The sequence below is a fragment of the Bacteroidia bacterium genome (assembly GCA_019695265.1).
GTDB lineage: Bacteria > Bacteroidota > Bacteroidia > JAIBAJ01 > JAIBAJ01 > JAIBAJ01.
In genome coordinates, this window is the sequence record JAIBAJ010000042.1 from 1 (window position 1) to 12,989 (window position 12,989).

11 protein-coding genes are annotated in these 12,989 nt (G+C 38.4%); 2 read left to right on the forward strand and 9 right to left on the reverse strand.

Going from position 1 to position 12,989, the window contains the following annotated elements:
- Positions 1-304 precede the first annotated feature (304 nt).
- From K1X82_07845 to K1X82_07855, 3 genes are all read right to left on the reverse strand, one after another.
- Positions 305-724 (reverse strand): clan AA aspartic protease, encoded by a 420-nt coding sequence (locus tag K1X82_07845; protein MBX7182007.1) that lies wholly within the window; start codon positions 722-724, stop codon positions 305-307.
- A gap of 430 nt (positions 725-1,154) precedes the next feature.
- Positions 1,155-1,574 carry a hypothetical protein gene (locus K1X82_07850; GenBank protein ID MBX7182008.1) on the reverse strand — a complete coding sequence of 140 codons (420 nt, stop codon included), beginning with the start codon at positions 1,572-1,574 and terminating at the stop codon, positions 1,155-1,157.
- 61 nt (positions 1,575-1,635) lie between these two features.
- Complete coding sequence (locus tag K1X82_07855; GenBank protein MBX7182009.1) at positions 1,636-1,923, reverse strand: clan AA aspartic protease; 288 nt, start codon at positions 1,921-1,923, stop codon at positions 1,636-1,638.
- A gap of 266 nt (positions 1,924-2,189) precedes the next feature.
- Between K1X82_07855 and K1X82_07860 the strand changes: the two genes are divergently transcribed.
- Positions 2,190-3,305 carry a bifunctional 3-deoxy-7-phosphoheptulonate synthase/chorismate mutase type II gene (locus tag K1X82_07860; GenBank protein ID MBX7182010.1) on the forward strand — a complete coding sequence of 372 codons (1,116 nt, stop codon included), beginning with the start codon at positions 2,190-2,192 and terminating at the stop codon, positions 3,303-3,305.
- 340 nt (positions 3,306-3,645) lie between these two features.
- On the opposite strand, the gene K1X82_07865 is transcribed toward K1X82_07860, so the two are convergent.
- Together K1X82_07865 and K1X82_07870 are read right to left on the reverse strand one after the other, a co-directional pair.
- On the reverse strand, positions 3,646-5,115 hold the full coding sequence (locus K1X82_07865; protein MBX7182011.1) for an aldehyde dehydrogenase family protein: 1,470 nt from the start codon (positions 5,113-5,115) through the stop codon (positions 3,646-3,648).
- Positions 5,116-5,507: 392 nt separating this feature from the next.
- Positions 5,508-6,827 (reverse strand): WG repeat-containing protein, encoded by a 1,320-nt coding sequence (locus tag K1X82_07870; GenBank protein ID MBX7182012.1) that lies wholly within the window; start codon positions 6,825-6,827, stop codon positions 5,508-5,510.
- 123 nt (positions 6,828-6,950) lie between these two features.
- Here K1X82_07870 and K1X82_07875 point away from each other — a divergent pair, with 123 nt between their 5' ends.
- On the forward strand, positions 6,951-7,112 hold the full coding sequence (locus tag K1X82_07875; protein MBX7182013.1) for a hypothetical protein: 162 nt from the start codon (positions 6,951-6,953) through the stop codon (positions 7,110-7,112).
- Positions 7,113-7,195: 83 nt separating this feature from the next.
- Here the strand turns inward: K1X82_07875 and K1X82_07880 are convergent, their stop codons facing one another.
- From K1X82_07880 to K1X82_07895, 4 genes are all read right to left on the reverse strand, one after another.
- On the reverse strand, positions 7,196-8,158 hold the full coding sequence (locus tag K1X82_07880; GenBank protein MBX7182014.1) for an HNH endonuclease: 963 nt from the start codon (positions 8,156-8,158) through the stop codon (positions 7,196-7,198).
- Positions 8,159-8,567: 409 nt separating this feature from the next.
- Positions 8,568-11,726 carry a DUF3427 domain-containing protein gene (locus tag K1X82_07885; protein ID MBX7182015.1) on the reverse strand — a complete coding sequence of 1,053 codons (3,159 nt, stop codon included), beginning with the start codon at positions 11,724-11,726 and terminating at the stop codon, positions 8,568-8,570.
- Entirely contained in the window at positions 11,723-12,103 is a 381-nt protein-coding gene (locus K1X82_07890; protein ID MBX7182016.1) for a (deoxy)nucleoside triphosphate pyrophosphohydrolase, read from the reverse strand. The genes K1X82_07885 and K1X82_07890 overlap by 4 nt, the downstream gene beginning before the upstream one ends.
- 182 nt (positions 12,104-12,285) lie before the next feature.
- Positions 12,286-12,813: a hypothetical protein gene (locus K1X82_07895; GenBank protein ID MBX7182017.1), complete on the reverse strand. Its 528-nt coding sequence runs from the start codon at positions 12,811-12,813 to the stop codon at positions 12,286-12,288.
- Positions 12,814-12,989: the final 176 nt, after the last annotated feature.

Here is a 12,989-nt window from a genome sequence, read left to right on the forward strand (position 1 = left end):
CGCAGAATCTTTAATCTCATAAATCCCGAAGTGCTTAAAACGCACTTCTCTTGCCTTCCTTTTATAATTTATCATCTACAAAAGCATTTTAAGCATGTTTGGGACACTTTTTTTGCCAGAACACAAGAAGTCGAATGTTATATTTTTCAAATTAGATGCTCTTAAATCGAACCATTTTGAAGGATATTAAACGAAAAATGGCGTCTAAAGGTGGTTTTTGGACAAACTGTCGCTACCCGGGGCTTTAGTGCTCTGAATAGGCGGATGTGCTTAGATAAAAAAGGTAAGCCAAATTAATGACTTATTACTTTAATTTCATTTGGGCAAAGTAAGGGTGATCTGGATGCACCGCTAATTCTTGCTGCTGTGGGAGTATGACCACATCCATGTCTTCCATTGGAATTGCCCCCAGCAAAGGTTCATTATCACCAGGAAGTACTATTGCACTGGTAGTACATCTTCTATTTTTAAACCTAAGGTCAATGGGCCCCACCACATCATATTCTACAATATGCCCATTGGCCAATTGCGCCTTACGTTTTTCAACAAATGGCAATTGGAGCTGCTCCTGTATATTTTCGTTAATGCAGAGATAGATACTTCCTGTATCAACCAGCATATTCACTTTCATACGTTTTATATCGGCCTCATCCATATAATTGCGACGAACCATTTCGATATCGCCGCTATTGATGAGTTCAATTTCTGCATATACTAGTCCCATCGTATTTGTTTTTGCAAATATATTCGTTTTGAAACCAATAGTAGAGGCTATGAGTGAATTAGGATTTTAAAAAAAACAGGTCATACTTCCCTAACCTAAACCTATACCATTGTTCTAAAAATCCACGTCTTTTAAAAAAATATGAATCCCATAGCATCGCAGTAATGAAGATACCAAGTTGCATAATTTAAAAAGGCAATTGAAAAGGATTGGATTTTTTATTCAGCCCTGGAGGAAGCACTCCCACCGGGCAACGATTGGAGCAAGTACCCCACAGGGATGCGAAGTGCTAACGCAGCAGACCGAGGAGTACTGCGGAAAGCGTGACCTTTTTGCCCTTGACATTTTTTTTAAATAACGCACAAAGGCTTAGGCAAAAAGGGGCCCGCCAAAATATTTAAAGAAGTAAATTTTGAATTTGATTATTGCTTTATTTCAACGACATTTTGGGAATATAGGGTCTTTCGGGATGAACGAGTAATTCTTGTCTAAGCGGATCAATAATTACATCCATATCTTCCATTGGAATGGCGCCCAATAAAACTTCAGAATTTCCAGGCAATACCATAGCCGTTGTGATGGATTTCCTGTTTTTGAACCGAATCTCAATCGGACCCACCACTTCCAATCCTATGGTGGTTCCATCGGCTAGACCTGCTAATTTCCTATCGACCACACGTAATCCGAGTTGAAGCTTAATCTCTTCGTTGATGGCTAACATGTAAGCACCACTATCTACTATGGCGGATACTTTGGTGCGGCGTATTTCTGATTGATCGATAAATCCTCTTTCAGCTACCGCCGTATCTTCTGCATTAATAAGTTCTATATCAGCATACACCAGTCCCATGAACAAAAATTGAGTTGCAAATATACGCTAAACTTTTCAGGAAATCCGAATATCAAATCCCCTACTTCAAGTGAAAAACCGGACCATTCGGATGAGCCGGATTGTAATCCAGCTTTCCTTCAGCAGGTAAAATGGCTAAATCCATCAATTCCATAGGTACGGCTCCCAATAATGGTTCTGCATTGCCTGGCATCACAAAAGCATCCACCTCGCAACTTCTTTCTTTGTAAATAACTCGAATACCCGAAACTGATTCTACTGTTCGGTTGGTGCCGTCAGCTAAGGTGACAACTAATGGAATGCCTTGTTTTAAACCTAACTTCTGTTTAATTTCTTCGTTGATGGTCAATCATATTACACCGCTGTCTGCCAAAATTCTTGTTTTGGTTCTGCGAATTTCTGATGGCATTTTATACCCTTCTTCCACCAACAATTCATCTTTAAAATTAACTAATTCGATATCAGCATAAACTAATCCCATGGATTTATATTTAAACAAACATAATAAACTATTGCCTCTGAAACACCTTCAAATTTCATTTAGGTATTCCGAATTTCTAAATATTTCCAAATAAGCACTTTCCATAATGACCAGCCCTTACCTTTGCATAGATTATGAAAGTGGAATTGGATATTACCCCTTTGAATGAATGGCTACCATTGGGCGATGAGCCTTTGTTGGTAGCGGGTCCATGTAGTGCTGAGACGGAAGAACAGGTTTTGGAAACTGCTCGACAGGTGAAAAACCTAACTCCGACAAAAATTTTCAGAGCAGGCATCTGGAAACCTCGTACCCGCCCCGATAGCTTTGAAGGCATGGGTGAACCGGCCTTGAATTGGGTTGTAAATGCAGGACAAGAAAACGGATTACTTACCGCTGTGGAAGTAGCCAATTCTTCGCATGTAGAAGCTGCTCTGAAAGCAGGTATCGATGTGCTTTGGATTGGTGCCAGAACTACCGTAAACCCTTTCTATGTTCAAGAAATTGCCGATGCTGTTCGCGGAACTACTATTCCCGTGTTTGTAAAAAACCCGGTAAATCCAGACCTTCAATTGTGGCTGGGGGCTTTTGAAAGGTTTAACAAGGCCGGAATTCGTAAACTGGTTGCTATACACCGAGGATTCTCTTCCTACCATGAAAAGGTTTTCCGAAATGCACCGGATTGGAAAATCCCCATCGAATTGATGCGCATTCAACCCAACTTGCCCCTAATTTGCGACCCCAGTCATATAGCTGGCGACCGGGAACTGCTGCACCAAGTAGCCCAAAAAGCCCTTGACCTGGACATGAAAGGTATCATGCTCGAAACCCATCCAGACCCCGACCATGCCTGGAGCGATGCCAAACAACAAATAACACCTTTCAGACTAAGAGAACTATTTAACTCCCTCATTTTCAGAAAAAAAGGTAGCGAAAACCTGGACTTCAATTCCAAACTGGAAGATTTAAGGCATGAAATTGATAAACTTGACCGCACCTTAATTGATGCCATTGGTCAACGCATGAAAATCATTGCCGAAATTGGCCATTATAAAAAAGATAACCAAACGACCATTTTGCAACTGGAACGTTGGAACCAAATTCTGCAAAACGCCCGTAATTACTCCGAAATAGTTGGACTTGACCGGGAATTTATTGTTTCTGTTTTCAACCAAATTCACCTCGAAAGTATTAAAATACAAACCGAAGTGATGAACGAAACCGAACGCAAAAAACAATTGCCAAACTAGGGAAACAAAGGAATTAGGCCGTATGCCTGTTGGATATAATCCAATTAGGCTTCCCTTCGATTTGCCAAAACCAAAGTAGCACCTGCCTTTGCATCAGTAATTTCAAACTAGTTTTTACACCCATTCATTAAATACATGAGTAGTACTTTCCTGTATTTTAGATAAAGACAGATATGAAAGATGAACCTTTCTAAGCTAAACCCGATTGAAATGAAAAGCCCGAATGCGTCGGATCAGGCGTTGGCCGGACTTGCAATGAAAAGCGGGACAGGAGATTTTTCAAAGGGTTGAAGATTGTTTCCAAAAACAAAAAACCCCCTTTTTCAAGTCATCTCAATACTTAAAACTTCAGATAGGCCTCTAAACCATGCAATCCACCTTCGCGGCCAAAACCGGACTCCTTGTAGCCACCAAACGGCGAAGTAGGATCGAATTTATTGTAAGTATTAGCCCAAACCACCCCGGCTCTCAACTTTTGAGTGAGGTTGAAAATTTTAGAACCTTTGTCGGTCCAAACCCCGGCCGACAAGCCATAGGGCACATTGTTGGCCTTTTCAATTACCTCTTCGATGGTGCGGAAAGTCTGAATGGCAAGCACCGGACCAAAAATTTCCTCCCTTGAAATGCGGTGACTTTGGGCCACATTCGTAAACAAAGTTGGACGGCAAAAGAATCCCTTTTCAGGCAAGGCACAAGCACTTTGAAACATTTCGGCACCTTCATTTTTGCCAATTTCGATGTAGTCGGAAATGGTTTTTAATTGAGATTGGGAATTGATGGCACCGATATCGGTATTTTTATCCATGGGATCGCCCACAATCAGGCTATTCATTCGGAACTTAAGTTTTTTAATCACGGTATCGGCAATATTTTCCTGCACAAACAAGCGGGAGCCGGCACAACAAACATGACCCTGATTAAAGAAAATACCGTTTATGATGCCCTCAATTGCCTGATCAATTGGCGCATCGTCGAAAATGATATTGGCGGCTTTACCACCTAGTTCCAGGGTTAACTTTTTCCCGGTTCCGGCCAGTGATTTCTGAATAATCTTACCCACCTCGGTTGATCCGGTAAAAGCTATTTTATTAATATCGGGATGGTTAACCAAGGCCGCCCCTGTTGATCCAAAACCGGTAACAATGTTAACAACACCTTCGGGCAATTCGGCATCCTGGAGAATTTCGGCCAGTTTTAAGGCAGTTAATGGGGTTGTTTCAGCAGGTTTTAGCACTAAAGTATTGCCACAAGCCAAGGCAGGAGCAATTTTCCAGGCAGCCATCAGTAAAGGAAAGTTCCAAGGAATAATTTGTCCTGCAACGCCCAAGGCTTGGGGCTTACGTCCGGGAAAGGCATACTCCAGTTTATCCGCCCATCCGGCATAATAGAAGAAATGGGCAGCCACCAGTGGAATATCAATATCTCTGCTTTCGCGAATCGATTTACCCCCGTCAAGAGTTTCAATCACAGCCAGTTCACGGCTTCGTTCCTGAATCATTCGAGCGATGCGAAACAGGTATTTTCCCCGTTCGGAGGCCGGCATTTTCGACCAAACTTCGGAATAGGCTTTGCGGGCCGCTTTAACAGCTTTATCAACATCCTTTTCATTGGCTTCAGCAACCAGGGCAAGCGACTTCTCCGTGGCCGGATTAATTGTCTCGAAATACTTACCTGACGAAGGTTTAACCCATTTTCCACCAATAAATAAATCGTATTTTTCTCGGAGTTGGATATGTGAAGCACTTTCCGGAGCTGCGGCATAAGGCGCATCCCAGCCGGACAAGGCAATGGAAGTTTCTTTCTTCTTCATGTTGACAGATTGCAAATTGAAGCATTTTTTCAATACAAAAGGCGCAATCAATCCCATAAAAGCGAACATTCAGCACAGGATAAGTCCCCATTTTTTTAGATTAATAAAAATTAGGCGGGCCCCTCCGCACCGAGTAAAGTTGCAAACCCTTAAGCCAGGTGCAAGTGCGTAGGGCCAGGCTATCGCTAATACTCCTCGGCCTGCTCCGCTACCGCTGCACAGTCCTGTGGGGTATCACGCTCTATCCTTGCCCGAACGGTATCTATGTCTTAATTGCGTTCATAACCGGTTGCGGGGTCTACTCGTTTCGGTAAGTGGGGGTATCGCTGATGCCAACTACCTTCGAAATGACCTATGGAAAAGAACAGAACCCAGAGCCTTGACCCTTTTCTTCAAAACTCAATCCTCTCCCCTTCCGGTGATTGGTAATAGCTGGCATTTTTTTCATGGTGAACAAAACCGGTTCTTCCGTCAGGGCAGGTTAAAATATATTTTCCCATTTTCCAATCCTTCAATGTAAATTGAGGATCAGCTATCTTTTTATACTCTTTGGAGTATACTCCAATTAATCCGTTTTGAGTCACATAAATGGCGGGGTCGTAGAATTCCAATCCATCAAAAATTACCGGCATTTCCACTTTGCCTTGGGTATTAATTATACCGAATTTCTTTTCCTTATTCACACAAAAATCTCCATGGTACGAAGAGATATGATCATATTCCATGGGTATCTCTACCGCACCATCGGTATTGACAACCCCAAACTTTAAGTCCTTTTTTACGATTAATTGCTTTATTCCCCAATAATAAATATAGGTATAATCCTTCAATTGGCAGATCGGCCCTAAGGTTGAATCGAACAAAGCGCAGGATTTTAGCTGATAACCTGTATCCCAATGGCTAATGTGCGGGATAGTTTTTAGTTCTTCTTTACTTTTCAGGTTGGTACACATGAAAATACCATCGTGTAACACCCGAATATCATCATAAACAAAATCCAGGAGTATATTTCCTTTCAAATCTATCAGTCCACATTGATTATTTTTAAACACCATCAGGTAACGATCATTCCGTAAATTGGATTCGGGATAGCCATAGCTAAGGCTGTCTGTGCTGGTGCTGTAAATGGGAGGGACAACCACATTCAGGTTAGCATCCAGAAGGCCAAATAACGGTCCTTTATTGACCACTAGTAATTCTTGCTTGCCCTCGTATAATTGAAATCTCCTAATATCGTCATAAATCGTTGGAAGCACCATTTCCCCTTTCCGATTGATAAGTCCCACCTTATTGTCTACTCCATAAATTTTGAAATGGCGCAGACATTCGCTGTAATCCCGGATGGCAAAAAGCGATGTTTCATTGGAATTAATAAAGTCAATTTTCCTAAGAAAACGTGTATCAAGCCTAATATCCGGGTAGGATTTTACAATTTCACCGGCTTTGTTTCTAAAGATATAGGTATTTTGTGGTGCCGGACCCATAACGGAGGCCCAGGTTAAACCTCTGGGTTGCGTTTGTTCTTTATAATCTACCCTATTTTGCCAGGCATCGTAGCTAGGAATGATGATTAATTGAAGTTCCTGTTCAAAAGGGAAATAGAAGGTATCGGGTAAGATTTTAGAATCACCCAATAGGAAAGGCGATACCTTTTGAGCGGGAGCAAAGAAGAAACAAACCAGGAGAATAACTAAAGATAGCAGTGCTTTCATATTAATTGGCAAATACCGAGTATACAGTATGTTAGGCCTATTTTTCAATAGGAATTAATACCTAAAATTGGACTAAACATAATGTACATTCGGTATAACGTTCTTTTTGGTAAGTGAGGAAAGATGAAGGATTTAAACCTAAACACCTCTCCGAAAACGGCTCTGACCTACCATTACCATGCCAAAAAGGAAACAAGGATGGGAGGAATGGAATTTACCCCTGGGGAAAATGATTGTGGAGAAATTGGTGAGAATGAATATCTGCGGAATGGAGAAAGGGGGTAGAGGGGGGGAAATAGCAGACAGTGTCTGTTGAATTTTTTTGGGGGGGGGAATTGGAGTTATTCTATGGAAAAGCCTTTTCCATTTCAATTTTTGAATACGTTATTCCGGTGCCAATCAAAATTCTCCATCAGAGGATAGTAACTTTTCATATTTGGCAATTTTAGCTCTTTGCCCTCAAAAGACTTTATGCTATAAATGGTCGAATCTTCCTTAAACGCGCCGGAAACAATAACCTTATATTGTTCATCAATTGCTATCAAACCTCTGTCGAAGGCACGATGTAGGTTAGGACACAAAGCAATACCATTGGTAACAGTATCATCGAAGCTAATGCTGAATGGAATTATATGACAGGCATCAATCATGGATACATTTATAGTTGCATCCACCTTCATTTCAGAAATGCAGCAGGTGTTGTTATAGATTTTTGGTATTTCCCTTTTAAACAAACTTCCCCGAATAAAAATCTCTTCTTCGTTATTCTGATCAAATAGGTCCTTAATTTCCTTTCTATATTCCACGGAATCTTCATTCAATATTTTTCCTTCAATAGATTCAAACAATTCCAATTGTTGATGCGAATTGTTAACGAAGCGATTCTTTGTCTCTGGGAAATACTCATCCAATAAAAATTGCTGCAAAATGGCATTGCTCTTTTTATCAATTACGAGTAAAAACAAATCATTTTCAATTAAGGCAAATTCCACAGCTGCATTCAGATTAGAAAAACTCTTCACCAAAGACCCCATTCTATCAAGGTTATCAAATCCAAGTTTAGGAATAAGCTTCCAAAATTTATCACTTTTCAAGTAGTAGAAAGGGTAAGAAATTCTGCAATCATGTTTACTTGTAACCAGCACATTCCAGTTAGCCTTGAATAAGGCCACCAATTCCGGAGTAATATAAATGCGTTGATCTTGAATCAGGTTATTTTGATAGGCCTGCAATACCGAAAGCAATAATATAGGCTTATGGGGCGCAACACCATGAGCCCTGTCAAGCCTTAGCCTTTTAAACGATTGGAGATATTTTTGGATGGGTTGCAATTTTTTTTTGGGGTAGAGGGCTTTAGACTTTGAATTGAATAAGAAAAATTACAATCATTGAGTTTCTTAATATTTTTATTCGGTGTTCACATTGGCGCTTAGTTAGAAGGCTAAAATTAAAACAACTATTTCAGTATTGCATACTCATCCATTTTTGCTCGAAAAGTACAAATAAACCAACAATAGCTTAAGGCTTACAAATTCCAAACAGTGATCCAAATGAGTCGATTAATATGTAGCTTGTTCTTGCTCCACATCATTAGTTCCATTTTGGATAATAAGTTTCTCTATTCATACAATTAAATCCCTAGTGGCTGTGTCGTTTGAAATATTAATAAAAACAGAGCTTGTTCTTTGTTAATTTACCGTATTAATCTATGAGGAGCAAATATCAATAATGGTCTTCCGCTTACCCTACTCTCAACTTTGCGGCATCTTTCCAGAGATAATGAGGCAAAGGTTCACTTAAACCCCATTCAATACTCATAGGTTTTGAACCATAATAAGAATTAATTGAGCCCTCTCCTACAAAAATATACCCCATTGTATTACCAAATTCATCATTTGATTTCTCTCTAATAAAAAGCAAAATCTTCTTTTCATTTTTCTTATGTTCTATATAAGAAATACCTTTGGGAGTGGAGGGGCCAGCAGAATTTTGACTTTGCCAATGAAACAGTTGCTCACTTATGGCATAATCATCATACATAGTAGAAGGCGAAAAATCTTCCTCCGATTTAATAAGATTAATAAATAATAGTTCGGTATTCAAATTCTTATTTTCTGCTACTCCTACTCCAATTCGATTTGACGAGGCGCTTTCAAATGTATTCATTCCAAAGGCAACCAATATCTGATCCCTTGTATAACGTGCATGCAATTTCAATGGTTGAGAATAGGGTAAATCCATATCAATCTCTTTGAAATCAATTTTATCAATAAGAATTTCCATCAATTCAATTATTTCCTCCACTAACACATTATTTTTTCCAATTTCTTTTATTGAATCTTCTAAAGATGGAAATCCACCTGCATTTTGCCACACATCATAGTGAAGCATTAATGCCATCGATTTCTCAACTTCGGTACTTGATTCTAATTGAATATTGAACCCCTTTTTGGCTAGTTCTAAAATAAAATTGAAATAGCTACTAGATGCCGTTGATAGCCATTTGTTTTTGATTGCCGAAAGTATTTGAATTTCATTGTCAGATTGAAAATCCTCCAATACACCAGCCATTTGGCAAAGTCTTTTCCATCCAAAATTTCTATTCTTCTTGTAAAGCAATTGTAAAGGAATGTCAAAAAAAGTAATAAAGTTTTTAAGATTAAGTTCAAGTGTTGTCTGGTTTTGAAACAATTTTACTTTCTGTATCAGTTGAAGACTATTAAGGTTGGTTGCCGCGGTAATATTCCCTAAAATAACATCTTTTGCCTTCTTTTCTAATATTATGGAACAACCCAATGGCAAATGAGGAAAATTATCCTCGACTTCCTTTTTTACAGGGGTCGATGTTTTACCAATTAAGGCCCTAAACTTATTTTCAAAATTATATTCTGGTCTGGCATTTCCTACAAAATCCAGGACAGTTAAACTATCCTTTCCTTCTGCTAATCGCAACCCCCTTCCCAATTGTTGGAGAAAAATGGTTAAACTTTCTGTTGGTCTTAAAAATAACACGGTATCAATTTCCGGAATATCAACGCCTTCATTAAAAATATCCACAACAAACAAAAAGTTGATTTCCTTTTTTAGGAGCTGTCCTTTGATTACATCCCGATTCCCATCATTTTGGCTGGTTAAATAATCCGCTTTGAATCCAGCTAAACAAAATTTCTCAGCCATGAACTGGGCATGTTCAACCGATACACAAAAGCCTAAGGCTCTTACTTCATAAATATCCCTGGTGTACTTTGCCAGTGCCTTAATAATTTCCCCTACTCGTCTATCGCTGCTTGTATAAATTTTGCTTAATTCGCTTGGCACATATTTCCCCTTTTGCCATTGCACTTGACTTATATCTATACTATCTGAAATTCCAAAATATTGAAATGGACTAAGCAACTTTGCATTCAATGCTTCAGGCAATCTAATTTCTGCTGCAATCCTTCCATGAAAGTCTTCTTTAATATCACCTCCATCCATACGCTCTGGCGTTGCAGTTAATCCTAATAGTATTTTTGGATTAAAGTATTTAAGAATTCCTCTGTAAGATGAGGCAGTAAGATGATGACATTCGTCGATTACAATGTAGTCGAAGTAATCCTTTGGAAAACCAATTGAATCTAACCTATTATTTATGGTTTGAACTGATGCAAATACATGCTCATAGGTATTTGGAATATTCCCATCCACCCATAATTCGCCAATATTATTATCCCTTAAAACACCCTGAAATGTATATAAAGCCTGCTCCAAAATCTCTTTCCGATGGGCCAGAAAAAGCAATTTTGAAGATTTATTCTGATTTCTGAATTTCTTATAGTCAAATGCTGAAATCACTGTCTTTCCAGTACCTGTGGCCGCAACAATTAGGTTTCTAAATCTATTATGTGTAATTCGTTCAACCTCTAACTTCTCTAGAATCTCGTTCTGAAAATAATGTGGTGTAATATCAAAAAACGAGGTGTTACCCACAGTTATTGACTTTGAATTTTTGGCCTTGCTTAAGGAAGTGATTAGTTTTTCCTTATGGATGTTTTCATCAAAAAGCTCAAATTCATTACTTTGCCAATAGGACTCAAATGTTTTTTGAAACTTATCAATTATATGACTAACCTCTTTAGTTGTAACTTTAATATTCCATTCTAAACCATCCGTTAGGGCTGACCTAGAAAAGTTGGACGAACCGATATAACCAGTATGAAATCCGGAATTTCTAAAAAACAAATAGGCTTTAGCATGAAGCCTTTCATTCCCGGTATTGTACGAAATCTTAACTTGGGTATTTTTCAGTTGGGAAAGCAACTGAATGGCCTTATAATCAGACGCTCCCATATACGTTGTGGTAATAACGCGTAATTCACCGCCACGCTGGGTAAATTCAGTTAATTCCCTTTCTAAAATAATTATTCCTTTAAATTTAATGAAGGAAACAAGCAGGTCAATTCTATCTGATGACAGGATTTCCTTCTTTAATTCACTTTCGAGCGACAAACCAACATTACCACCGGTAAACAATTCACTATGGGTTAGCCTAGTATAAGGCGTAATTTCTTTAAGTCTAAGGTCATAGTTTGAAAAATGATCATCAACCCGATTAAATACCGCCTTTAGTATTTCCCCTTCTAATTCAACTAGATTTTTTTCAAAATCCTCATATTGTAGCACCTCCTTTAAAAAGCGAATTATTTTGTTGGCGATTTCAATTTGCAATTCTATAGGATTCTCCCCTTTTACACTCTCCAGGGCAAACTTAATAGTTTGGGAAAGATGCCTGGATAGCATTTCGGAGGCTTCCTGCTTATCTATTTTTACCTTGTTAATATAATAGGCATCCTTATCAAGCTCATTTAATTTCTGAGTGATTAATTTGGTAACAAGTTCTTCATATATCCCCTGTATCATTGTGCAATATACTCCTTTACAATTGGAAAATCTGCTTCGGACCAATCCAAACTAAGCAATTCATTTTTCGTTAGGTAGTTGAATTCAGCATGCTCTTTAAGACATATCGAACCGCCTGTTTGTTTGGCAATAAATGGAATTAATTCAATAGAAATATGAGGATAATGATGAACCGACGAATTCAATTTTCTTAAGATAGCAATATCCAAATTTAATTCCTCTTTTACCTCCCGAATTATACAATCTTCTTCATTTTCTCCCATTTCTATTTTACCACCAGGGAATTCCCATTTTAAAGGAAGTTGCATAACTGCGCTTCTTTTTACAGCAAGGGTCTTACCTTCGTGTTGAATAATAGCACAAGTTACTTTTAGCATTCCCTCCCTTTAAGTTTTTGTCAAAGTTAATTACTTGCAGAAATGTTCTGGTTAGCACTATCCCCATTTATTGCCGGCAACGGTTTGCGGGAAGGAGCAGTAAGCAAATTTACCACAAAATTTCATTTTAAGATCGGTAGTTTTTTTGTTCTTCAATGGTTTATATAATCCACCAAAACTACTTATTGCTCTTTCCCGCTAATGTAGGCAGATCTATTTATGATAAAAACATGACGAACCTTTATATTTTTGAAATTACTTTCAGTAATAAAGTAGGTCTTTCTCATTTTTATAATTTTATTATAAGTCCATACAAATTTTACCATTCTCTTTCCCCTTAATTCTTTGGCAGGAAATATTCCAATCTTGTTTTTTCTTAGCTTATATTTTGCATGTCCAATTAAGTCAGAACCATTAAATTTAAATACCATTTCTAGCTTGCCACATTTTTTATATTTATCTATGCAATCGATATCTGAAAGAGCCAAAGAGTCGTTTGAATAGTAATAATTGGCATAATGTTTCCACCCGTCAGGGTTTAGAATGAATGTATTATAGTCAGGATCAATACTAATTTTATCGTCTTTAATTGTGTCTAATGAAAAAGTAGTCTGTCCAATTGTGTCAAAACATGAAAAAAATAAAAAAATTAAAGTCCAACAAGAAGGTCTTCTTGAAAAAATGTCGTAGATGTGTTGAAAAGAGGTCATGTTAAATATGCCGCTAACGGTTTCGGATCAGGTTCCGCGCGGATAGCATGAAAATCTGCATGTCTAAAATACGAAAAAACTGAAATAGAAAAATGCAGCCTGGCTAACCCGTTAACCCAGCGTGTCAACCTGCAAAACACACATCACCCCCTCCCACTTCCACAGCAAATCTAACA

Coding starts and splice junctions, on each gene's coding strand:
- K1X82_07860 (MBX7182010.1), top strand. CDS start 2,190: ATGAAAGTGGAATTGGATATTACCCCTTTGAATGAATGGCTACCATTG.
- K1X82_07865 (MBX7182011.1), bottom strand. CDS start 5,115: ATGAAGAAGAAAGAAACTTCCATTGCCTTGTCCGGCTGGGATGCGCCT.
- K1X82_07895 (MBX7182017.1), bottom strand. CDS start 12,813: ATGACCTCTTTTCAACACATCTACGACATTTTTTCAAGAAGACCTTCT.
- K1X82_07850 (MBX7182008.1), bottom strand. CDS start 1,574: ATGGGACTGGTGTATGCTGATATAGAACTTATTAATGCAGAAGATACG.
- K1X82_07885 (MBX7182015.1), bottom strand. CDS start 11,726: ATGATACAGGGGATATATGAAGAACTTGTTACCAAATTAATCACTCAG.
- K1X82_07890 (MBX7182016.1), bottom strand. CDS start 12,103: ATGCTAAAAGTAACTTGTGCTATTATTCAACACGAAGGTAAGACCCTT.
- K1X82_07875 (MBX7182013.1), top strand. CDS start 6,951: ATGAAGGATTTAAACCTAAACACCTCTCCGAAAACGGCTCTGACCTAC.
- K1X82_07845 (MBX7182007.1), bottom strand. CDS start 724: ATGGGACTAGTATATGCAGAAATTGAACTCATCAATAGCGGCGATATC.
- K1X82_07870 (MBX7182012.1), bottom strand. CDS start 6,827: ATGAAAGCACTGCTATCTTTAGTTATTCTCCTGGTTTGTTTCTTCTTT.